The sequence below is a fragment of the Streptomyces sp. NBC_01717 genome, from assembly GCF_036248255.1.
Lineage (GTDB): Bacteria > Actinomycetota > Actinomycetes > Streptomycetales > Streptomycetaceae > Streptomyces.
This window is the reverse complement of sequence record NZ_CP109178.1, coordinates 5,787,702-5,808,966: the sequence shown is the minus strand read 5'-3', so window position 1 is coordinate 5,808,966 and position 21,265 is coordinate 5,787,702. Positions and strand designations below refer to the sequence as shown.

16 protein-coding genes, 1 tRNA gene and 1 pseudogene are annotated in these 21,265 nt (G+C 69.5%); 3 read left to right on the top strand and 15 right to left on the bottom strand.

What is annotated here, in order from left to right; translation table 11 throughout:
• Positions 1-134 precede the first annotated feature (134 nt).
• On the bottom strand, positions 135-1,598 hold the full coding sequence (locus OHB49_RS26260) for an MFS transporter (protein ID WP_329163476.1): 1,464 nt from the start codon (positions 1,596-1,598) through the stop codon (positions 135-137).
• A gap of 239 nt (positions 1,599-1,837) precedes the next feature.
• On the opposite strand from OHB49_RS26260, the gene OHB49_RS26255 reads away from it, so the two are divergent.
• Positions 1,838-1,909: transfer RNA gene (locus OHB49_RS26255), tRNA-Cys, on the top strand.
• A 236-nt stretch (positions 1,910-2,145) separates the two neighbouring features.
• Here OHB49_RS26255 and OHB49_RS26250 read toward each other — a convergent pair.
• Positions 2,146-2,271 (bottom strand): annotated as a pseudogene (locus tag OHB49_RS26250) (GntR family transcriptional regulator); the annotation flags it as partial.
• A gap of 569 nt (positions 2,272-2,840) precedes the next feature.
• On the opposite strand from OHB49_RS26250, the gene OHB49_RS26245 reads away from it, so the two are divergent.
• The gene (locus OHB49_RS26245; RefSeq protein WP_329163475.1) at positions 2,841-4,022 is read left to right on the top strand and encodes an acyltransferase family protein; all 1,182 of its coding nucleotides are present in this window, start codon (positions 2,841-2,843) and stop codon (positions 4,020-4,022) included.
• A 354-nt stretch (positions 4,023-4,376) separates the two neighbouring features.
• Here the strand turns inward: OHB49_RS26245 and OHB49_RS26240 are convergent, their stop codons facing one another.
• The 13 genes from OHB49_RS26240 to OHB49_RS26180 all read right to left on the bottom strand — a co-directional run bounded on the left by OHB49_RS26240 (position 4,377) and on the right by OHB49_RS26180 (position 19,421).
• Positions 4,377-4,535 (bottom strand): hypothetical protein, encoded by a 159-nt coding sequence (locus OHB49_RS26240; RefSeq protein WP_329163473.1) that lies wholly within the window; start codon positions 4,533-4,535, stop codon positions 4,377-4,379.
• A 328-nt stretch (positions 4,536-4,863) separates the two neighbouring features.
• On the bottom strand, positions 4,864-6,246 hold the full coding sequence (gene mycP / locus OHB49_RS26235) for a type VII secretion-associated serine protease mycosin (protein ID WP_329163471.1): 1,383 nt from the start codon (positions 6,244-6,246) through the stop codon (positions 4,864-4,866).
• A 28-nt stretch (positions 6,247-6,274) separates the two neighbouring features.
• Positions 6,275-7,771, bottom strand: coding sequence for a WXG100 family type VII secretion target (locus tag OHB49_RS26230; protein ID WP_329163469.1), 1,497 nt, complete (start codon positions 7,769-7,771; stop codon positions 6,275-6,277).
• A 52-nt stretch (positions 7,772-7,823) separates the two neighbouring features.
• The gene (locus tag OHB49_RS26225) at positions 7,824-8,348 is read right to left on the bottom strand and encodes a hypothetical protein (RefSeq protein WP_329163467.1); all 525 of its coding nucleotides are present in this window, start codon (positions 8,346-8,348) and stop codon (positions 7,824-7,826) included.
• A gap of 101 nt (positions 8,349-8,449) precedes the next feature.
• A complete protein-coding gene (locus OHB49_RS26220) occupies positions 8,450-10,786 on the bottom strand; it encodes a xanthine dehydrogenase family protein molybdopterin-binding subunit (protein WP_329163465.1) in 2,337 nt (778 codons plus the stop codon).
• Entirely contained in the window at positions 10,783-12,375 is a 1,593-nt protein-coding gene (locus tag OHB49_RS26215) for a 2Fe-2S iron-sulfur cluster-binding protein (RefSeq protein ID WP_329163463.1), read from the bottom strand. The genes OHB49_RS26220 and OHB49_RS26215 overlap by 4 nt, the downstream gene beginning before the upstream one ends.
• Positions 12,372-13,268 (bottom strand): FAD binding domain-containing protein, encoded by an 897-nt coding sequence (locus OHB49_RS26210; RefSeq protein ID WP_329163461.1) that lies wholly within the window; start codon positions 13,266-13,268, stop codon positions 12,372-12,374. Before OHB49_RS26210 ends, OHB49_RS26215 begins: the two co-directional genes overlap by 4 nt.
• A gap of 295 nt (positions 13,269-13,563) precedes the next feature.
• Positions 13,564-15,198 (bottom strand): beta-N-acetylhexosaminidase, encoded by a 1,635-nt coding sequence (locus OHB49_RS26205; protein WP_329163459.1) that lies wholly within the window; start codon positions 15,196-15,198, stop codon positions 13,564-13,566.
• A gap of 4 nt (positions 15,199-15,202) precedes the next feature.
• Positions 15,203-16,042, bottom strand: a complete 840-nt coding sequence (locus tag OHB49_RS26200) for a carbohydrate ABC transporter permease (protein WP_030971138.1) — start codon at positions 16,040-16,042, stop codon at positions 15,203-15,205.
• Positions 16,039-17,001, bottom strand: coding sequence for a carbohydrate ABC transporter permease (locus tag OHB49_RS26195; protein ID WP_030971139.1), 963 nt, complete (start codon positions 16,999-17,001; stop codon positions 16,039-16,041). The genes OHB49_RS26200 and OHB49_RS26195 overlap by 4 nt, the downstream gene beginning before the upstream one ends.
• A gap of 2 nt (positions 17,002-17,003) precedes the next feature.
• Positions 17,004-18,308 carry an extracellular solute-binding protein gene (locus OHB49_RS26190; protein ID WP_329163454.1) on the bottom strand — a complete coding sequence of 435 codons (1,305 nt, stop codon included), beginning with the start codon at positions 18,306-18,308 and terminating at the stop codon, positions 17,004-17,006.
• A 229-nt stretch (positions 18,309-18,537) separates the two neighbouring features.
• Complete coding sequence (locus tag OHB49_RS26185; protein ID WP_063756076.1) at positions 18,538-18,831, bottom strand: DUF3039 domain-containing protein; 294 nt, start codon at positions 18,829-18,831, stop codon at positions 18,538-18,540.
• A 29-nt stretch (positions 18,832-18,860) separates the two neighbouring features.
• A complete protein-coding gene (locus OHB49_RS26180) occupies positions 18,861-19,421 on the bottom strand; it encodes a YqgE/AlgH family protein (protein ID WP_030971143.1) in 561 nt (186 codons plus the stop codon).
• A gap of 277 nt (positions 19,422-19,698) precedes the next feature.
• On the opposite strand from OHB49_RS26180, the gene murA reads away from it, so the two are divergent.
• Complete coding sequence (murA, locus tag OHB49_RS26175; RefSeq protein ID WP_030922987.1) at positions 19,699-21,039, top strand: UDP-N-acetylglucosamine 1-carboxyvinyltransferase; 1,341 nt, start codon at positions 19,699-19,701, stop codon at positions 21,037-21,039.
• Positions 21,040-21,265: the final 226 nt, after the last annotated feature.

The following is a 21,265-nucleotide window of genomic DNA, read 5'->3' as shown; positions in this document are numbered from 1 at the left end:
CAGGGAGGGCCACGCAGCGGACACGGACAGTTCCGCAGCGATCCCGGGCATGTCGGGACGGCCCGGCTCTTCGGTCGGTGGACCGCAGATTCGGACCGGCATCGCTGAACGGTATGCCGTGGGACAACGCGGTACTACGCCTTTTCCCGCACCCGCCCCGCCACCCACGCCCCCATCAGCGCCACCCCGGCCATCGGCAGGAACACCACCGCGAACGCCCCCGGATGCGCCCCGGACGCCCCCGCCTCCACGGCCTCGTGCGCCGCCCCCACCGCACCGCCGCCGAGCGCGGCGAACGCCGCGCCCCCCGCGGCCAGCAACAGCACGTTCGACAGACCGTCGGAGATCTGCAACGCGGCGGAGTTGGCCCCCGCCTCCTCCGGCGCCGACAGCTTCAGCAGCAGCACACTCGTCGAAGCGATCACCATGCCCATACCGAAGCACCCGACGGCCCAGGCGACGGCCACCGTCCACACCGGCACCGAAGCGATCAGCACCGACGGCGCCCCCGCGATCGCCGCCACGACCAGCACCATGCCGCCCACCATCAGCCGCTCCCGGTACGGCTCCAGGCGCGGCCGGGCCTGTACGTACGAGCCGAGCGCCCAGGTCCCGCCCCCGGCGGCGAGCGACAGCCCGGCCATCGTCGGGGACAGCCCGCGCTGCGTCACCAGCATCAGCGGCACGAAGGACTCGGCGGCGATGAACGACCCGGCTGCGATCCCCCGCAGCAGCACCACCGACGGCAGCCCGCGCGCTGCCCGCCCGGTGCCCGCGGGCAGCAGCCCCCGTACGGCGGGAACGAGCAGAGCGACACCCGCGGCGGCCGGGACCAGCGCAAACCAGTTCCGCTCCTGCCCCGCGTACTGCAGCAGACCGGCCCCCACCGAAATGCCGAGCGCCAGACCGATGCGCCGGCGGTCGTACGGTTCGACGGGCGCCGACGAGTCGGCAGGCCCGGACGCCATGCGCCGGATCTCGGGCAGCGCGAGGGCCAGCGGGAAGACCACCAGCACCGGAATCCCGACGAACACCCAGCGCCAGCCCAGATGCTCGGTCACGCTGCCGGAGGCGAGCGGCCCGACGACGGACGGGACGACCCAGCTCGCGGCGAAAGCGGCCATGATCGCCGGCCGGATCCGCTCCGGATAGGCCCGGCTGACCACCACGTACAGCGCCACGATCACCAGCCCGCCACCGAGTCCCTGCACGGCCCGCCCGGCGATGAACATCCACATGCTGCCCGCGGTCCCCGACAGCAGCAGCCCGGCCCCGAAAGCACTGATCCCGGTGGCCAGCGGCGCCAGCGGCCCGCGCCGGTCCGCCCACTGCCCGGAGAGCACCATGGCGAAGAGACTGGTCGTGAAGTACGCGGAGAACGCGAACGCGTACAACGGAATGCCGTGCAGCTCACGGGCGGCGACCGGCATCGCGGTCCCGACAGCGGTCGCCTCGAAGGCGATCAGGAACACGACGGAGACGATGCCGATGCTGAGCGCCCGATAGGTCCGGCCGAGCAGCCCTTCGGATTCGGCGACGACGGGAGCGTCCACAGCATGGGGCGAGACATCGGCGTCACGCGGTTCGAGGGCGGTCATGCGCACAAGAGTAAGGGGCAAGATCCGCTTTGAGGCCTGTCGCGAGTCGGTCGCGCACTGGTCCCTTGGTCGTAGGACCCGGGGCGCGGAACGGGCGCGGAACGGGCGTGGAGCGGGGCGCCGACCATGAACGGCGTATGGCAGTCGCATTGCACCCCGCCCCGCGCTCTTGAGCACCCGCCCCCACCGCGCCTACGGTCGACGCATCAGCAGGACACGCAAAAACGCAAGAAGCGCACGACCGTGTGCCCGAGTGGTTCAGGGGCTCGACTGCAACTCGAGTTACACCGGTTCGAATCCGGTCACGGTCTCCGGTCCGGGAGTCACGCGGATCTGCTGAAGGTGGGGAAGCGGCTCCGAACGGGCCGCTTCCCCACCTTATTTCGCGCCCGGGTTCCGCCCCACGGCCAGGTCGCCTCGAAGCCACAACCGGAGCTACGACGACCCATCGGCAACGAACGAGCCGAGCCCGACCTCGGTACGGATGCCCTTCAGCTTTCAGGTGGGTCAACGCCTTCTGAGCCGTCGAGGCCGCAATCCCGAATTCCGTCGACAGCTCCACCACGCTGGGGACCTTTCCGCCCACCGGGTAAGCGCCCTCCGCGATGCGAGCAGTGATCACTGCCGCCACCTGGCGCCATACAGGGCGCGTTCGGCCAAGATCCTCACTCATGCAGTTGACGCTAGATATCCGCGGTACACCGCGCGACTGCAGTGATCCGAAGCAAGCGCTCACCCCCGCGACCGTGCGACCGGCCCGGGGCATGGCCAGCAGCTACTGAGGAGCTGATGACGTGAGCCGGACTAGCCATGTGCGATTACTGCCCTGGTGCGGGGCGGACGGGCAACCTGCCCACCTGGTCACCGACGGAACCGAGAGTCGTCTTTCACGCCTGTAGCGGCGAGAACGAATGACCGTGATAGCGAGAGCTGCGCCGATCAGTGCCGCTGCGGCGACGCCCAGGCCGAACCAGACGCCCAGGTCCCGTGCCCCCGTCCCGCCCCGGGCCCGCCGCCGCTTCCGCCCCCGGGGCCGACACGCACTCCTGATACTCCGGCGCAAGCATCGTCACACTCACAGCACCCCTTGCCCCTGATGTACATGCGGGGTTCACCGTATGAACCCGAAGCGGCAACCGGGCCCTTCGCGACGATCGGGCACAGTGTTGCCCACCCACCCGATTCGATCACCAGTGCGTCAGGCCATGTCACGGCCGGCCCGCTGTCAGGAGCGTCGCCGCGATGGCCCAGCCACTCCCGAGATCCGCCACCGTCGCCGGCAGTCCCCAAGGGACTGCGCGGGCCGAACGGGCCAGGGATCCATGGTGGGACAACGCCCGGTTCGTCTCCGCCACACTGATCGTGGTTCTGCACACCGTGGGCAGCATCATGGAGCGGGAGGACGTGCTGCACTCCTTCCACATCGCAAGCTGGGCCTTCCGAGTGCCGGCCTTCGTCATGCTGGCCGGTGTGTTCAGCAGCCCGGGTCCGCTCGGCACCCGCCCCCTGCGCTCCCTGTTGCAGAGCATCGTGCTGCCCGCCCTGGTGTTCAGTCTGCTGTTCTCGCTGGAGAGCCGCTGGCTGGGCGCGGAGTTCACCCTGCATGTCGTCCAACTGCCGTGGACCCTGTGGTTCCTGATGTCCCTCTTCTTCTGGCGGCTGCTGCTGCCGCTGGTGGTGCAGCTGCGTCACCCGCTGGTGGTCACCACCGGCGTCGCCCTCGCGGTGGGGTACATCGACGAGTTCGGGATGGCCTTCTCCGCCAGCCGGACCCTCGTCTATATGCCGTTGTTCTACCTCGGCTGGCGGATCGGCCAAGGCTATCTGCGCACCTGGTTCACCAGCCGCTGGAGCCTGCCCGTCGCGGTCGCGGGCATTCTGGCCTCCTGTGTCGCCGGTTGGCTGTGGCACCGGGACATCAAGGGCAACTGGCTGTCGATGCGCCACCCCTACTCCGTCGCCGATCCGATGAGCCTGGAATGGGCCTGGGTCATCCGGCTGCTGGTGCTGGCCTCGGCCGCGGCCCTGGTGCTCTGTCTGCTGAGGCTGATGCCCCGACGGCGGCTGCCACTGATCTCCGCGTTGGGTGCGGGCGGCTTCACCATCTATCTGCTGCATCCGTTGGTCATCATGCCGTTCCGGGAACACGGCTGGATCTCCCGAGTGAATACCCCCGTCGAGATCGTCGGCCTGGTGCTCTGCGCGGTCCTGCTGACGATGACGCTCGGCTCTCCGCCGGTCCGCCGACTGGTTCAGCCACTGACCCGGCCGTCCATCGGCTGGATGTTCGCCCCTGCCCCGCCACGTCCGCAGCCGGTATTCACGGAGACGACCACAGCACCGGCCCCGTCCACGGTGACGGCGACGATTCCGGCGCCCCGCAGTGCCACCGAGCAGTCGACCACAGCCACGAAGGCGCCGTAGCCACATCCATACATCTGTCGCGCTGCCAGCGCGTCATCGAGGAGTGGTGCCCGGTGCCGAGCGACCGTGCTCTGAGCATCGGGGGTCCTGCCACTGAGCCAGAGCATGCCGAGCCCTGGGAGAAGCCACGCCCGCCGAACAAACTGCCTCACCCGGGTCCGGCGGAGGTTCAGAACCCTGTGCGCGAAGCTTCCGTCACCAGCGCGTGCACCAAAAACATCCCGGCCCCGCCGCCCCCGCCTTCTTCCTCACTTGAGACGAGGATTCTCTGGGATCACGACATCTGCCTCAGGCAGAATCACCTTGTTCTTGCACTTCAGGCTCGCAACAACCGTTTTAGCCGAAGCATCACGCTCAATCCGCATCTGTCTGATCGGCTTCGTTGTCGCCAGTGCCATATTTGGCCTCTATGGCGAAGGAGACATCTTGATACCAATCGGTTCCATCCACCTCAGGATGCACCGCAATGTATGCGTCCAGAGGAGATATGGCCCGCTGTTGGCCGACGTTCACCAGAGTTCGCTTCTCCGCTTCCTCCGTGCGATCGAAATCAGCTTCCTGCTTTGCCAGTTCGCGATCGATCGCAATTCCTTGCCGCCGCTTCGGCGCGCAGCTCAGCCCATTCCTCGTCGAACGACACTCTTTCCCCGTTTCAGACTCTGCTCACACGCGCAGGTGGACTCGTTGCCGGCGTGAAGTTACGGGCACAACCGGCAACGCGAATCGCCCGAGCAGATCAACGCTATCTGACGGGCGCAAGCGTGGAGCAGCACGTTCAAGTCATGCCCGCAGAACCCTTACACCCGCACACCGCCTTGTCCGCAAACTCCCGTTTGCGAATTCAGGCGTAAGGGCCTTGCCTCGGGGGGCCTCCGTGCGGCGAGTTGGAGCCGGGAGGGGCGGTGGGAGGGGGCCCGAAGGCCGACGGTGCGGGCTGGTGCTGAGACGGGTACGGGTACGGCGGTTGGTGCGTATACGCGGGCGGCGCGGCTGCGGCGGCCTTGCGGCGACGGGAGCGGATGGCCAAGGCAGTGACCGCTGCGCCGACGAGAGCGGCGACACCGATACCGAGGCCGATCCAGAGACCGGTGTTGCTGTCGGTGCCGGATGCCGGGGCAGTGGCCGGCTTGTCGTCGCTCTCTGAACTTCCGGTCGCTTTGGAGGGCTTGACTGAGGGCTGAGCACTCTCGGCTGCCGCGAGATCGGGGAGCGGGTACTCGTCGGCCGGGCCGGGGTCACCGGGGGTCTTCAGAGCGATGCGGGGGCGCACGACGCCGTAACCGATGTAGTCGGTGCGCTCAGCGCCGCTGGTCGGGCCACCGGCCGTGTTGAGCATGACGCGAAGGACCTGATTGTTCGTCCAGTCCGGGTGCTTGGACCAGATGAGCGCGGCGGAGGCGGAGGCGATGGCGGTCGCGTCACTTGTGCCGTGCCCCCGGCACACGCCAGTCTCCCCTGCGCATGCATAGACCACGTCTTCACCGGGCGCTGAGAGGTCCACCTGCCCCCCGTACTGGGATTCATCCGTCCTGCGGAGATCTTTGCCGATGGCACTCACCCCGACGACGCCTGGCGTTCCGGCCGGATACTCGACCATGTTCGCCTTGTCACCGCTGTTTCCAACGGCAGCGAAGATCAGTGAATCTTTGTCGAGCGCGTATTTTACGGCATCCGTCAGTTGCTGCGACCCAGTCTCATGTCCGAGGGAAATGTTGACAATCTTCGCCCCGTGGTCAACCGCATACCGAATTGCGGTGGGGGCGTCAATATTGAACTTCCGGTCAGCTGATGCCTGGTTCGCGGCCTTAGTGGGGTTGAACATCCTAATAGGAAGAATCTTCGCCCCGGGGGCCAGTCCGAAAGCCCCGTCGCCATCACGACTTTTGCCCGTCCCGGCGATGATGCCAGCCATTGCAGTGCCGTGACCGTTGTAGTCCTTGAATTCATCTCCTGAGACATTGTGTTCCAGGTTCAATCCCTTGAGAACCTGTCCTGCAAGGTCCGGATTCGTCGCGTCCACTCCGGAGTCGATGACAGCAACGGTGACGCCGTCACCGGTACTCGTCTCCCACATCTCCTCGGCCTTCATGGCATCAAGGTGCCACTGCATGGAGCGGACGGAGTCCGCATGTGCTGGTGTGGCAGCGACGGCCACCAGTAGTAGCCCCAACACGGTCGACACCGTGGTTCGTTGTCGGGTGAGTCCTCTACTGCTGGTGCGCATCTGCATTCCTTTGCCAGTGCTGTGCTGATCAGTCGATGACTGGAGGGACAACGCGTCGAGCGCCTTGCTGCCAGGTTTCCTCGTCCTCTGTGAGGTAGTTCGGCCGCTCACCGCCCGCGTCTCGGCGCGAATCGCTCGTCCGGGAACCGTGGGGAGACAACGGCGCACCTCGCCCTACAGAACCAGTGCCACGCACACTTTCGGTCGACGTCGCGGCCCTCACCAAACCGGAGCCCCCGGGCGTGAATGGGCGCGTTCCGGTACGGCCTGGCTGCTGAGAACGACCGCCGACAACGCCGCCCGTTTCGCCTGCCAGACGACGGCCGCCGCTCACCCCACTTTGGCCGGGAGCGTTGCCGGTACCCATGCCTCCCGTGCCCATGACACGGCCCATCGAGGCTCGCCCCTGCCCCCCTTCGCCGCCGATCACTGTCCCACGAGGAATTCCACCCGCCGGACGCCCTGAAGCCTGGGGAACAGCACGTCCCCCGGTGATTCCGCCACCTCCAGAAGGCCGACCGATCGCGCCAGAACCGAGAGGACCCGCGCCAGTCCCCGGAGTCGACGTGCGCAGGGCTCCAGTTGGCCTTCCACCACCGGTGCTGGATGGCATCGCGAGGCCGCCACCAGAGGCGGGAGGAACGACAACTCCCGTTGCAGGAAAAATACTTTCGGACGGGCTTGCCCGGGGCACGCCCGATGGGGGCACGGACGAAATTGACGGGGGATCCTGGAGCGCGGCGACTCCGTCAATCCCCATGCCGACCGGCCGTGCCACGGACGCGTGGCTCAATGACTGGGACGCCACCGTGTTCCCTGAGGGTGTAGCCACACCGCCCGATGATTCGCGGCTCTGCCCCTCTGCCGCCAATCCATAATCCTTGCCCGTGGTACTGGAACTCTGCCCGGCTTCGCGAAGCCCCACATCGCCTTCTCCGCCACGACGGTCCTCGTCAGGCGGCACAATCGCCTGCGGCGGCGGCGGAAATGCCGGCTTCTCCAGTCCGTCCATCTGCGACGCCGACAACGAGTACGTCTGCGCCAGCTTCCGCATCTGCGCAGCCGCCTCCTGGCGGTTCGCCTCCTGGGTTGCGATCAGCGTCTCGGCCGACTTCTGCGCAACCGCCGACGCGTCCGGGTCATTGCGCGCCGCCAACGCCGCGTCCAAGTTGGCCTGTGCACCGGCCTGGGTGCGCGGGATCGCCGCCTGGGCCGACGCAATCGCGTTCGAAGCCTGCGTCAGCCACTTCGACGCGCCCTCGCTGTAATCACCCAGGCGCAACGTGGAGTTGGCCAGGTCCGCGCTCCATGTGCGGAATGCGTCGGCGCCCTCGCCCTTCCATTCGACCCACTGCGGGCGGACCTTCAGGTCTTCCGCGATCTTGCGGATCTCCGTGGCCGCGCTCACCAGTCGGTCGGCCGCGCCCTGTATCGCCCCGCTGTTGGCCTGGTCCAGCCACGTCAGCATCTCCTCGTGGGACATGCTCTCGAACGGCGTACCCGAGCCGCTTTCCCCGTGGTCCATCTCGTGCCCCCGTCTATGCCCGTGCCAAGCCGCTGATCGTCGTCTTCATCGGTCAGATGGTCCCGGTGGACTCGCCGGGCGCCGGCTTCGCCGCCGCCCCCTGGTCGGTGTGCTGCTTGGCCGGCACCGTCGGGTCGTACGAACCCCCGTAGTGCTCCTGCGCGTTGTCGTTGATCGCGAGCATGCGGCGCCGGATGTCCACGTCGAGGTTCTCGTAGCCCTTGTGGGATGCGAGCACCGCGATGCCCATGCCCTCTATCGAGTCCGACAGCAGCTTCGACAGCGATTCGAGCTGGGTGATGACCGTCTGATACGAGAGGAACAGATCGGCCGCCTCGGCCCAACCGCTGTGGCCGCCGCCGAACTGGGTGCGGACCATGGGCTCTTCGCCCACCTTCTTCGGTCCGGCGGGCGATGCCTTGAGGTCGCGCAGGAGTTCGTCGATCCGGTCGCGGAACTTCGTGAACGACGAAAGCTCGGTGACCAGTTCGCCGACCGCGTTCTGCGCGAAACCGACGACGGACCCGAACGGCCCGCCCGGTGTTTCCGCCGATCCCCCGGCGTCACTCGGCAGCACAGCACCCTCCCCCGTATGCAGCTTCCTTCAGCTTTGGGGATCACTGTAGTCAGCAGCGGTGACAGCGCGCATCTCCGTGTTGCATGTGCAACGCAAATCGGTCAGGAGTTGACCGCCGCCACAGCCGCCTGCGGTCGGATCGGGAGGCGGTTTATCGGGCGGCCCGTCGCCGCGCGGACTGCCGCGGCCACCGCTGCCGGGGACGTCACCACCGGGACCGCCGAGGCGGGCTTGGCGCCGAAGGGGGCCACCACGTCGCGTTCCTCGACGAGTTTGACGATGCGAATGTCCGGAGCGTCAAGCGCCGTCGGCAGTGCGTAACCCGTTAGGTCGGGGTGGCGGATCAGACCGCGGGCCGTGCGGAGGTTCTCGGTCAGTGCCGTGCCGATGCCCTGGGTGATGCCCGCTTCGATACGGGTCGCCAGCTGGGACGGGTTGAGGACCCGGCCGACGTCCTGGGCGACGGCCATCTCCACCACGCGGATCGAGCCGAGTTCGATGTCGACGTCCACGACCGCGCGGACCGCGCAGAAGGCGAGGCCGACGAAGGCGTCGCCCTGGCCGGACTCGTCGAGTGGCTCGGTGGGGTGGGGGCGGCACTGGGCGGTGGCCCAGAGCTCCTTGCCGTCCATCGCTTCCGTGACCGTCGTGGACAGCACTCCGTCGTACGAGGTGATCTTGCCGTTGGCGATCTGGAGCAGCTCCGTGGACATGCCGAACTTGTGGGCCAGCGGTTGGAGGAGCTGGGTACGGACCATCTTGGCGGCCCGTTCGACGGCTCCGGCGGAGACCCAGGTGTGACGGCCGTGCGTGGCGGGGCCGGCCGGGGGCTGGTCGGTGTCGACCGAGGCCACGAGGACCTCCTCGATGCCCAGGGTCTCCTGGACCACCTGGCGGGCCAGGGTCGAGAAACCCTGGCCGGTTTCGACCGCCGCGCAGATGACCGTGGCAACGCCGTCGTGGACCTTGACCGTGGCCGTGGACACCTCGTCCGCCCCCTCGGCGCCGAGCATGTGGACCATGCCCAGTGCATAGCCGACGCCGCGGCGCACCGCGCCCGGCTCGCCCGCGCCCTCCGGGCCGCCTGGCAGCAGCCAGTCGTCCTCGGGAGAGTCCTTCGGGAGTGTGGGGAGCGGGAAGTCCCGTACCGCTCGCAGGAGTTCCGCGACCGGGGCGGGGCACGTCACGGTCTGGCCGGTGGGCAGGATGTCGCCGGTCGAGAGGGAGTTGCGCAGGCGGACTTCGGCCGGTTCGATGCCCAGCTTCGCCGCCAGTTTGTCCATCTGTCCCTCGTACGCGGCGCAGACCTGCATCGCGCCCTCGCCCCGCACATGGCCGGACGGCGGGTTGTTCGTACGGACCGCCCAGCCCTCGATGAAGGCGTGCGGAACGACGTACGGACCGCAGGCGAAGGCCACCGCTGCGGCCAGGGACTCGGACGAGGCGTCGGCGTACGCGCCCGCGTCGAGGAGGATCTGCGCCTCCACCTTCACCAGTCGGCCCTCCGCGTCCGCGTGGTGGCGGTAGCGGAGCAGCGTCGGGTGGCGGTGGGCGTGGCCGAGGAAGGACTCCTCGCGGGTGGCGGCCAGTTTGACCGGGCAGCCGGTACGCAGGGCGAGCAGGCCGAGCGGCAGCTGGAAGCCCGGGTCCTCGCGGTCGCCGGTCGCGCCGGGGACACCGGTGACGACGATCTTCACCCGGTCCGGTTCCAGACCGAAGCAGGCGGCGGCGAGGTCGCGGTCGGTGTGCGGGTCGGTGGAGGCGGTGTAGATCTCCACGCCGCCGTCCGGGCGGGGCACGGCGAGTCCGGCTTCGGCACCGATCGGGGCCGGGTCCTGGCGGCCGATGCGGTACAGGCCCTCGACGACGACCTCGCCCGCGATGTCCGGGTCGCCGTAGCGCAGCGGGATGTGACGGATCAGGTTGCCGTCGGGGTGCAGGGGCTCGGCCTCGAAGGCCTTCTCCGGGTCGGTGACCGGTTCGAGGATCTCGTACTCGACGACGATCGCCGCCGCGGCGAGGCGGGCCGTGTCGGGGTGGTCGGCGGCGACGGCGGCGATCGGCTCGCCGTGGTGGCGGACCAGTTCGGACGCGAAGACCGGGCGGTCGACCACCCGGCGGCCGTACGCACCGTCGCCGGGGACGTCCTCGTGCGTGACGACCGTGCGTACGCCCGGCATCTCGGCGGCGGCGCTGGTGTCGATGGACACGATTCGGGCGTGCGGGTGCGGGGAACGCAGCACCGCCGCCCACAGCAGTCCCTCGGCCCAGAGGTCGGCCGCGTACGGGAAGGTGCCCTCGGTCTTCGCACGGGCGTCGGCGGGCGGCAGCGAGGCGCCGAGGCCGAACACGGGCGGCTCGGTGTCGGGGCTGTCGACCGGCGGGGTGGTGAGTGTCGTGCGGGTCGCGTTGGCCGCGGTGGCTGCGTCGTTGCTCACGCCATGCCTCCGTCCTGCAGATGTGGCTGGACACTACCGGCACCCGGGGCTGCCTGGTGCGGGATGCGCGCCTCGTCGGCGTGCGCTTCCGCGGACGGGGACGTGGAGCCTGGCACGGCGGCGGCTTCGGCGCTGGCCTCGCGGCCCGCGATGACCTCGCTCACGGCGTCGAGCACGCCGCGGTAACCGGAGCATCGGCACAGGTTGCCGCAGAGCGCCTGGCGGGTCTCCAGCTCGCTGGGGGCGTGGTTGCCCTCCAGCAGGTCATGGACGGTCATGGCCATGCCGGGGATGCAGAAGCCGCACTGGACGGCGCCGCAGTTGGCCAGGGCCCGCTGGACGTCGGACGGCTCGCCGTCGACGGCCAGGCCCTCGACCGTACGGACCTCGCTGCCCGCAGCCGTGGCCGCGGGGACCAGGCAGGAGGCGACGAGCCGGCCGTCGACCTGGACGTTGCAGGCACCGCACTCGCCCTGCGAGCAGCCGTCCTTGGCACCGGCGAGGCCGAGCCGCTCGCGCAGCACGTAGAGCAGCGACTCGCCGATCCAGGCGTCGGTGACCGGGCGGTCGGCGCCGTTCACGTGCAGGACGTAGGAGGCGGCGGGGTGCTCGCTCGCTGTGTCGAGGGGCGGTGCGTCGGCCGGGACCTCCTCCGCAGCGAGTGCGGCGGCGGGGGTGTCGGTGTCGGTCTCGACGCCGGGGACCAGGTCCGTGGAGAGGTCCGGGACCAGGTCCGGGGCCGGGTCCGGGACCAGGTCCGGCACGAGGTCCGCCGTCGGGTCGGCGGCCGGCTCCGTCGGCAGCTCGGCGTCCGCATCGCGCTGCACGTGGACGCGCGTGGACTCCGGGACAGGCGCCTGCGTGAGGTCCACACCGTGCGCCGGCGTCCCCACGGCCGTTTCGGGGGACTCGGGGGCCGGCTCCGGCTGCGTCGCCCACGGCGCGGGGGCGCCGCCCGGCAGCGTGGCCGGCGGCGTCCGGTCCCCGTACCACTGGGAGGCCAGCGCCGAGGTCGTGAACTCACCGGACTCGTCCGGGAGGTCGCCCTCGGCGACCGGGATCGTCCACTGGCCGGTGTGGCCGAGGGGCTCTGCGGCCGTCGCCTCGGCGAAGTCCCACTGGCCCGTCGCGGCCGGCGGCTCACCGTGCTGCTCGTGCTGGGCGTACTGCTCGCCCGGGGAGTGCTGCTCGTGCTGGGCGTACTGCTCGCCCGCGGAGTGCTGCTCGTGCTGGGCGTACTGCTCGGCCGCCGAGTGCTGCTCGTGCTGCGGGTACCCGTGCTGCTGCTGGTTCGGATCCGGCCAATGCACCGTGCCCTGCGCCTGCTGCTCCGCGCCGCCCTCCGGCGGGCCCTGCGTCCGGACCACCCAGCTGCCCGTCGCCGCCGGGTCGAGCCCGGCCGCAGGGGTCAGCGGCAGGATCATCGGCGGCACGTAGCCATGGCCGGGGGCAGCCAGCGGCGCGCTCGCCAGGTCCTCCGGCGGCAGGTGGACGAAGGCGGTGGCCTCGGAGTCGTACTCACCGCCCTGCGGGGTCGGCTGCCAGCCCCCGTGCTGCTCGTTGTGGTCCTCGTGGTTGTTGTTGCTCACGACAGTGCCCTCCCCAGCGCGCGTCGGGCGAGCGCGGCGACCGTGCGCCGCAGATGCAGTACGGCGGGCGGCAGCGGTGGTGCCTCGCCCCCGTCGGCGGGCGGTGCCTGGTCCGGGATGCACGCCGCCGCGACGTACTCGCCGAACGCGGCCAGCGCGTCGGATGCCAGGCCCCGTTCACCGTCCCAGTCGATCAGCGAGGCGATCCACCGCTCGGCCTCCAGCGGGCGCAGCGGCATCGGCGCTATGGCGCCGACCGCACAGCGCACCCCACGCCGGGCCGGGTCGAGGACGATCGCGACGGATGCGGTGGCCCGGCCGGGGCCGGTGCGGCCGGTCGCCTTCAGGAAGACCTGCGGCGCGTGCAGCAGCGGTACGCGGACGAAGCCGATCAGCTCCGCGGGCTCCAGCATCTCGCGGCCGGCCAGCAGGTGCGAGACGGGGATCTCGCGGCGGGCGCCGCCGGGTCCCGCGATGACGAGCTCGGCCTCCAGGGCGGCGAGCACCGGCAGGGCGTCGCCGGTCGGGGCGGCGGTGGCGATGTTGCCGCCGAGTGTCCCGGCGTTACGGATCTGGGGCGGGCCCGCAGCGCGCGCGGAAGCGGCCAGGGCGGGGATCAGGGCGGCGAAGTCGGGCCGCCCCATCCGGGCGTGGGTGAGGCCGGCGCCGAGCAGGGCGTGACCGTCCTGGTAGTGCCAGCCGCGGAGCTCACTGATCCGGCCGAGGCCGACCAGCCCGGAGGGGCGCAGGAGCCCCTTGTTGACGGCCGACATCAAATCCGTGCCACCGGCCACGGGAACGGCGGCAGGCATGGCGCCGAGCGCTGCCACGGCCTCGTCGAGCGAGGCGGGCAGCGTCACGGACTGCGCCGCCTGCGGTGCGTGCGTGGTCAACCCAGCTGCCCCTTCCCGGTGTCCCGGCGTCCGGCTTGTTTCGCCGTACGGTACGTGCTCGAAGGCCGGACGTGGCAACTCTGGCACATCTTCCGATCGGACCGACGCGAGGGTCCGCGAAGGGTGCATCCGTCCCCGATCTGGAAGATGGTCCCGTTTCGCACCTCTTCGGCGCAGAGTGTGAATTGGCACTCTTCAGCCATGGTTGTACGACTTGTTCCGTTCGTGCGGTGGACGCTTACCGGCCACCACGTTCCCAGGAACCGTGGTGGCCGGACCCGCACTGCGGCCGGGCTCACACGTTCGGGGGCGCCCCCTCGATCGGGCGTCCGAGAACGCCGGGGCGTCGCTGCCACGGCAACGGGCCGCCCGGCGGGCGGTACTCGACGCCGAGCGCGTCAAGTCGGGCATAGTGCGCCGTCATTCGCCGTTCGAAGTCGGCGAAGTCCCGGTCGGCGGGGGCGGGCAGTGCCGACCAGGCGACCTCGGCGAAGGCCGCGAGCCGCGGAAAGACCTGGTAGTCGACGCGCGACCGGTTCTGCATGACCTCGGTCCACACGTTGGCCTGGGTGCCGAGGATGTGACCGGCCGCCTCCTCGGTCAGGCCCGGCGGTACGGGGTCGAAGCGGAAGACGTCCTCGAGGGTGCGCACGTACCCGATGGGCATCGGTTCGTCGGGGCCGCCGTCCTGACGGTGGTCCAGATACACCTGCTGCTCCGGGCACATCACCACGTCGTGCCCCGCTTCGGCTGCGGCGATGCCGCCCGCGTACCCGCGCCACGACGACACGGCCGCGCCGTCCGGGAGGCCGCCTTCGAGGATCTCGTCCCAGCCGATGAGTCGGCGGCCGCGCGCGGTGAGCCAGCGGTCGAAGTGCCGGATGAACCAGGACTGCAACTCGTCCTCGTCGGCCAGGCCGAGCTCCCTGATGCGGGCCTGGGCGGTCGGGGACTCCTTCCACTGGTCCTTGCGGCACTCGTCCCCGCCGACGTGGATGAACGGCGAGGTGGCGGCCGGGAAGAGGTCGAGGAGCTCCTCGAAGACGCCTTCGAAGAAGCGCAGGGTGTCGTCAGTGGGCGCGAGTACGTTCGGACTGACGCCCCAGGTGTCCCACACGGAGAGGGTGGTGGTGTCGATGACGTCGGTGTTGCCCAGTTCCGGGTATGCGCTGATGGCGGCCTGCGAGTGGCCCGGGATGTCGATCTCGGGGACGACGCGGATATGCCGTTCGGCGGCGTACGCGACGATCTCGCGGATGTCGTCCTGGGTGTAGTGGCCGCCGTACGGGGTCTCGTCCCACAGCTCCGAGGCCCGGTGCCCGTGCTTGGTACGGGAGCGCCAGGAGCCGACCTCGGTGAGCCTCGGGTAGCGCTTGATCTCCACCCGCCAGCCCTGGTCGTCGGTGAGGTGGAAGTGGAAGACGTTCAGCTTGTGGGCGGCGAGGAGGTCGAGGTAGCGCAGGACATCGTCCTTGGGCAGGAAGTGCCGCGAGACGTCGAGCATCATGCCGCGCCAGGAGAAGCGGGGCCGGTCCTCGATGTCCGCGAACGGAATGCGCGCGGGAACGCCGTCGGAGACGGGAGCCCGGCGGAAGGCTTCCGGTCCCAGGAGTTGCCGGAGGGTCTGGGCGCCCCAGAAGACCCCGGCGGGGCTGCCGCCGGTGATCACGACGCTCTGGCCGGTCCCGGTGGACAGCCGGTAGCCCTCGGGCTCCAGGGCCGGGTCGATGCGCAGCAGGATGGTGTTGTCCTTGCCCTCGTCGCCCGGTGGGAGCGACAGGCCGAAGGCGGCGCCGAGCGTGGAGCGGAGCCAGCGCTCGGTGGACTCGGTGCCGTCCTGCCCGGTGATGGTCGTGCCCCGGTCCATCAGGAAGCCGCACCGTCCCTGGTCGCCGACGCTCACCGGTGCCGGGATCAGTTCCATGTCCATGACGTCAGTCCTTAACCGCTCCGCCCAGCCCCGAGACCAGGCGTCGCTGTACGAGTACGAAGAAGACCAGAACGGGGACGGTCATCACCGTCGAGGCTGCCATGATCCCTCCCCAGTCGTTCTCGTCCGGCTTGAAGAAGACCAGCAGCGCCATCGGAAGCGTCGACTGCGAGGTGTCGCTGATGAGGAAGGACTTGGCGAACAGGAAGTCGTTCCAGGTCGAGATGAACGAGAAGACACTGGTCGCCACGAGCCCCGGGAGGACCAGCGGGAAGAGGATCTGCCACAGGAAGCGGGTGCGGCTCGCGCCGTCGATGTAGGCGGCCTCCTCCAGTGCGTCCGGGACGGCCTTGACGAAGCCGCGCAGCATCCAGATCGCGAACGGCAGCGAGAAGGCGAGGTGCGGCAGGATCAGCGAACCGAGCGTGTTGAGCTGGCCGAAGTCCCGCATCAGGAAGAACAGCGGGATGGTCAGCGCCTCCACCGGCACCATCTGTGCGATCAGGAACATGATCAGCAGGGTGGTGCGGAACCGGAAGCGGAAGCGGGTCACCGCCGTCGCCGCCAGAAAGGCGACCAGTGCGGACGCGACGACGACCGTGCCGGCGACGATCAGGCTGTTGAGGAAGTAGCGGCCGAAATCGTGCTGTTCGAGGACCCGGCGGAAGGAGTCCAGGGACGGCGACAGCGTCCACGGCCGGGGGTCGGTGGACTGGATCTCTCCCGCCGGCTTGAGTGCGGAGAGCACCATCCAGTACAGCGGGAAGGCGACCACGGCGGCGATCAGGAGCGCGGCGGCCTCGGCGGCCAGCCTGCCCGGACGACGGATGCGCAGCACGCTCACAGTTCCTCCCCCTGGCGCCGTACCAGGCGCAGATAGACCAGCGTGACGGCCAGCAGGATCACCAGCATCACGACCCCGATCGCCGAGCCCAGGCTGTACTGCGAGGACGCGAACGCCTTCTGGTACGCGTACACGTTGAGCACCAGGTTCTGGCCCGCGATGCCGCCGCCGCCCGTCATCACATAGATCTGCGTGAAGACCTTGAAGTCCCAGATGATCGACTGGATGGTGACGACGACGAGGATCGGTCGCAGCATCGGCGCCATGACCGACCGCCAGATCCGCCACTGCGAGGCGCCGTCCAGCGCGGCCGCCTCCAGTACCTCGGCGGGGATCGCCCGGATGCCCGCGTACACCGTCACCATCACGAACGGGAACGAGCACCAGAGCACTTCGAGGAGCACCAGGGCGAAGGCGCTGTAGCGCCCGTACGTCCAGGAGAAGTCGCCCAGCCCCAGCACCCTGTTGACCGGTCCGAAGTCCGGGTCGAAAAGGAACACCCAGACGGTGGAGCCGGTGATCGCGGGCGTCGCCCAGGCGCCGAGCGCCGCCAGCATCAGCGCGAGCCGGGGCAGGGCCCGAACGCGCGTCAGCAGGACGGCGAGCGCGCAGCCGACCAGCAGGGTGGCGAGCACACAGGCCGCGGCGAAGACCACGGTCGCGAGGAGCACCTGCCAGAACTGGCTGTCGCCGAAGAGCGTCGCGTAGTTCCCGAACCCCTGGAAGGTGGTCGGTTCACCGCCGCTGACCTGGGCCTGGGTGTACTCCAGGAACGAGATCAGGCCGAGCTGGTAGATCGGGTAGAGGAGGAGCCCGCCGAGGAGGACGAGCGCGGGCAGCAGGTAGAGCCAGGGGGTCCAGCCGGGGCGGCGAGCCGGTCCCCGGGAGAGGCGGCGCCGGGGCGTGCTGCCCGTCCCGGCCGCCGCAGGAGCCTTGTACGCCGTGCTGTTCGCCGTCATCGTCAGCCCGCGTCGGCGAACGCCGCGTCCATCTTCTTCGCCGCGTCGTCCGAGGCCTGTGCCACGTCCTTACGGCCGCTGACGATCTCCTGGAACATCGTCGGCAGGATCAGCGAGGAGTCGATCTGGCCCCAGCCCGGCGAGGCCGGGACGAACTTGGCTCCCGCGCCCAGCGTCTTGACGAACGGTTCGACGAACGGCTCCTTCTGCGCGACCGTGGCCCGCACATCGGTGTACGTCGGCAGGAAGCCCATCGCGTCGAACAGCTTCTCCTGGGTCTGCTTGCCGGTCAGCGACTTCATCAGGTCCACGGCGAGAGTGCGGTGCGAACTGCTCTTCAGTACGCCGATGTTGTTCCCGCCCGCGAACGCGGGGGCGATCGATCCTTCGGACGCGCCGGGCAGCGGAACCACCGCGTACTTGCCCTTCACCGAGCCCGCCTCGACGGCCGCGTGGCTGAAGTCGCCGCCGATCGCCATGGCCGCCTTGCCGGAGGCGAAGGCGGTGACCGTCGCATTGCCGCCCATAGCGGCGCACTTGGCGGCCGGGCAGTTGCTGTCACCGAAGAGCGAGGTGTACGCCTCGATGCCCTTGCGGGCCCGGTCGCTGTTGATGGCCGCCTTGTACGTACCACCGCTCTCGGTGGCGAGTTCGCCGCCGCTCGCCCAGATGAACGGCATCGCGCCGTACGTGTACGCGCCACCGACGGCGAGGCCGTACAGCTCCGGCTTCTTCTTGTGGATCTTCTTGGCGGTGGAGATGAGTTCGGCCTGCGACTTGGGGGGTTCGATGCCCAGGTCCTTGAAGATGTCGGTGCGGTAGTACAGCGCGCGTACGCCGACGAAGAGCGGCGCCCCGTACACCTTGCCGCCGACCGTCACCGACTGCTTCGCGGTCGGGTCGGTGTCCTTGGCCTCGTCCCAGGCCGCGAACTCCTCGCTCACATCGGCGAGTCCACCGTCCTTGACGTAGCCGGCCGTGTCCGTGTTGCCGTACTCGATGAGGTCCGGGGCGCTCTTGGGATCGTTGAAGGCGGCCTTGATGCGCTGGGCGCGGGTGTCGACGGGGATGTACTCGATCTCCGCCTTCGCACCCTTGTGGGTCTTCTCGAAGTCGGCCACCGCCGCGTCGACGACCTGCTCCTTGGGCTTGTTGCCGACCTCCTGGAACAGCCACACGCGCAGCGTCCCGGTCTTTTCGTCCCCCTTGGCGCCGGTGTCGGAGGTCTGCGGCGCGCAGGCGGTGGCGGTCAGGCCGGCCAGCACAAGCGCCGCGACCGGGGCGGCAATTCGGGCGGAAAGCTTCATCCGGAACCCCTACCGATTGAGCGTTGCAACATATGCAACGCGCGTTTCGTTCTCCACAACTGGCAGGAGAGTAGGAGCGGTCACGGACGCCGACAAGTGGTCTCAACCAATCTGTGACCGAGCGATACGGGCAAACAACCCAGGGCCTACGAAAGGGCATACGAAAAGGCCCCCGGGAGCACGCGTCAGCGCGCTCCCGGGGGCCTCGGCCCGAACGGTCGGGGACGGACTACTTCTTGTCCTTGCCGCCCTTGCCCTTGTCCTTGTCGCCACCGGCGCCCATGGACTCGTAGATCTCCTTGCACATGGGACAGACCGGATACTTCTTGGGGTCACGCCCCGGTACCCAGACCTTCCCGCACAGTGCCACCACGGGGGTGCCCTCCAGGGCACTCGCCATGATCTTGTCCTTCTGGACGTAATGGGCGTAGCGCTCGTGGTCGCCGTCGCCGCTCGACACCTGCGGCGTCGGCTCTACGAGGGTCCCCGTACCTGCCCCGCGCTCGGGCTCAAGAGTGCTCATAACAGCCAGGGTACTGAAAGGCCCGGGCTTCAGTTGAGCGAAGGGTCGTCCGGATAGGTGGCGATCATGGCGAGCTCGCTGCGCTGACGGCGCAGGACCGCCCGCCACAGCTGTTCCGGACGCGGCGAGGAGACGTCTCCGGGCTCGGACTCCACCACGTACCAGGCCCCCTCGGTCAGCTCGGTCTCCAGCTGTCCGGGCCCCCAGCCCGCGTATCCGGCGAAGATCCGCAGCGAGCCGAGCGCCGCCGCCAGCAGCTCCGGAGGCGCCTCCAGGTCCACCAGACCGATCGCCCCGTACACCCGCCGCCAGCCGAGCGGCCCCTCGTCGCCAGGGATCACCGCGACGCCGAGCGCCGAATCGAGCGAGACGGGGCCGCCCTGGAAGACGACGTCCGGCTCGGCGGTCAGGTCGGCCCAGGACACGAGGATGTCACCGACACCGACCGGGGTCGGGCGGTTCAGGACCACGCCGAGCGAGCCCTCCTCGTCGTGGTCGAGGAGCAGCACCACCGCCCGGTCGAAATTCGGGTCCGCCAGGGCGGGCGTGGCCACGAGCAGTCGCCCTGTGAGCGAGGACACCTCGGTCATGGCAGAAATGATCCCGCATCTTCGCCCTCCATGGGGACCAAGTGGTACGCCGGGCGCCGAAGGGGGCCGGAGCGCAGCTCAGGGCGCACGGGTGCACGGAGAGCGCACGGTCCGGGAGGCGCTTGTGGATGGTGACCCTCCGCAAGGCTCGGCCAGCAGAACGTGTTATAGCGGATTCATGACATTCGTACACCCCCCGTAGCCTTATGGAAGGGGGGTACCTGCCCATTACCCTTTCGGTTGGCCCCCTGCCCGACCACTCCGGAACGCGAGATTCATGACCGGCACAGACGATGTCCTGCTTGTCCACGGCGGAACCCCGCTGGAGGGCGAGATCCGCGTCCGAGGCGCCAAGAACCTGGTGCCGAAGGCGATGGTCGCCGCGCTGCTCGGCAGCGGGCCCAGCCGGCTGCGCAATGTGCCCGACATCCGCGATGTGCGGGTCGTGCGGGGCCTGCTGCAGCTGCACGGTGTGACGGTCCGCCCCGGTGACGAGCCGGGTGAGCTGATCCTGGACCCCACCCATGTCGAGAGCGCGAACGTCGCCGACATCGATGCCCACGCGGGCTCGTCGCGCATCCCGATCCTCTTCTGCGGTCCGCTGCTTCACCGGCTGGGCCACGCGTTCATTCCGGGACTCGGCGGCTGTGACATCGGCGGACGGCCGATCGACTTCCACTTCGACGTGCTGCGGCAGTTCGGCGCGACGATCGAGAAGCGGGCGGACGGCCAGTACCTGGAGGCCCCTCAGCGGCTGCGCGGTACGAAAATCCGGCTGCCGTACCCGTCGGTGGGCTCCACCGAGCAGGTGCTGCTGACGGCCGTGCTCGCCGAGGGTGTCACCGAGCTGTCCAACGCGGCCGTGGAGCCGGAGATCGAGGACCTCATCTGCGTGCTGCAGAAGATGGGCGCGATCATCTCGATGGACACCGACCGGACGATCCGGATCACCGGTGTCGACCGGCTCGACGGTTACACGCACCGGGCGATCCCGGACCGCCTGGAGGCGGCCTCCTGGGCGTCCGCGGCGCTGGCGACCGAGGGCAACATCTACGTGCGCGGCGCACAACAGCGCTCGATGATGACGTTCCTGAACACGTTCCGCCGGGTCGGCGGCGCCTTCGAGATCGACGACGAGGGCATCCGCTTCTGGCACCCGGGCGGCGCGCTGAACGCCATCGCCCTGGAGACGGACGTGCACCCCGGCTTCCAGACCGACTGGCAGCAGCCGCTGGTGGTGGCGCTGACGCAGGCCGCGGGCCTGTCCATCGTCCACGAGACGGTGTACGAGTCCCGGCTCGGCTTCACGTCCGCGCTCAACCAGATGGGGGCTCACATCCAGCTCTACCGCGAGTGCCTGGGCGGCTCCGACTGCCGCTTCGGCCAGCGGAACTTCCTGCACTCGGCGGTCGTGTCCGGGCCGACGAAGCTGCAGGGCGCGGATCTGGTCATCCCGGACCTGCGCGGCGGGTTCTCGTACCTGATCGCCGCGCTGGCGGCGCAGGGCACGTCCCGGGTGCACGGCATCGACCTGATCAACCGTGGCTACGAGAACTTCATGGACAAGCTGGAGAAGCTGGGCGCGAAGGTGGAGCTGCCCGGCGGGTCACTGGTCTGAGGGCGGGCGCCCGACGGCCAGGGCCGACGCGGGGGTTCGGGGCACTGCCCCGGGCCCCCGCTTCTCGTTCGCCGGCCAGCCCTGCGCACACGGCCTTTCGCCGCCAGAACCTCGCTACGGCCCGGCAGTGGCCTCACAGAGGCTCACAGCGCCCTTGCAGCGGATTCTGTGGCCTGCACACGCCGGAGGGCGGTCACCCTGGTCGGGGTGACCGCCCTCCGTCGTG

What these genes read in the sequence shown, in the direction of transcription:
- OHB49_RS26245 (WP_329163475.1), top strand. Translation starts at nt 2,841, where the DNA reads ATGGCCCAGCCACTCCCGAGATCCGCCACCGTCGCCGGCAGTCCCCAA.
- OHB49_RS26190 (WP_329163454.1), bottom strand. Translation starts at nt 18,308, where the DNA reads ATGAAGCTTTCCGCCCGAATTGCCGCCCCGGTCGCGGCGCTTGTGCTG.
- mycP (WP_329163471.1), bottom strand. Translation starts at nt 6,246, where the DNA reads ATGCGCACCAGCAGTAGAGGACTCACCCGACAACGAACCACGGTGTCG.
- OHB49_RS26195 (WP_030971139.1), bottom strand. Translation starts at nt 17,001, where the DNA reads ATGACGGCGAACAGCACGGCGTACAAGGCTCCTGCGGCGGCCGGGACG.
- OHB49_RS26185 (WP_063756076.1), bottom strand. Translation starts at nt 18,831, where the DNA reads ATGAGCACTCTTGAGCCCGAGCGCGGGGCAGGTACGGGGACCCTCGTA.
- OHB49_RS26205 (WP_329163459.1), bottom strand. Translation starts at nt 15,198, where the DNA reads ATGGACATGGAACTGATCCCGGCACCGGTGAGCGTCGGCGACCAGGGA.
- murA (WP_030922987.1), top strand. Translation starts at nt 19,699, where the DNA reads ATGACCGGCACAGACGATGTCCTGCTTGTCCACGGCGGAACCCCGCTG.
- OHB49_RS26260 (WP_329163476.1), bottom strand. Translation starts at nt 1,598, where the DNA reads ATGACCGCCCTCGAACCGCGTGACGCCGATGTCTCGCCCCATGCTGTG.
- OHB49_RS26230 (WP_329163469.1), bottom strand. Translation starts at nt 7,771, where the DNA reads ATGGACCACGGGGAAAGCGGCTCGGGTACGCCGTTCGAGAGCATGTCC.
- OHB49_RS26180 (WP_030971143.1), bottom strand. Translation starts at nt 19,421, where the DNA reads ATGACCGAGGTGTCCTCGCTCACAGGGCGACTGCTCGTGGCCACGCCC.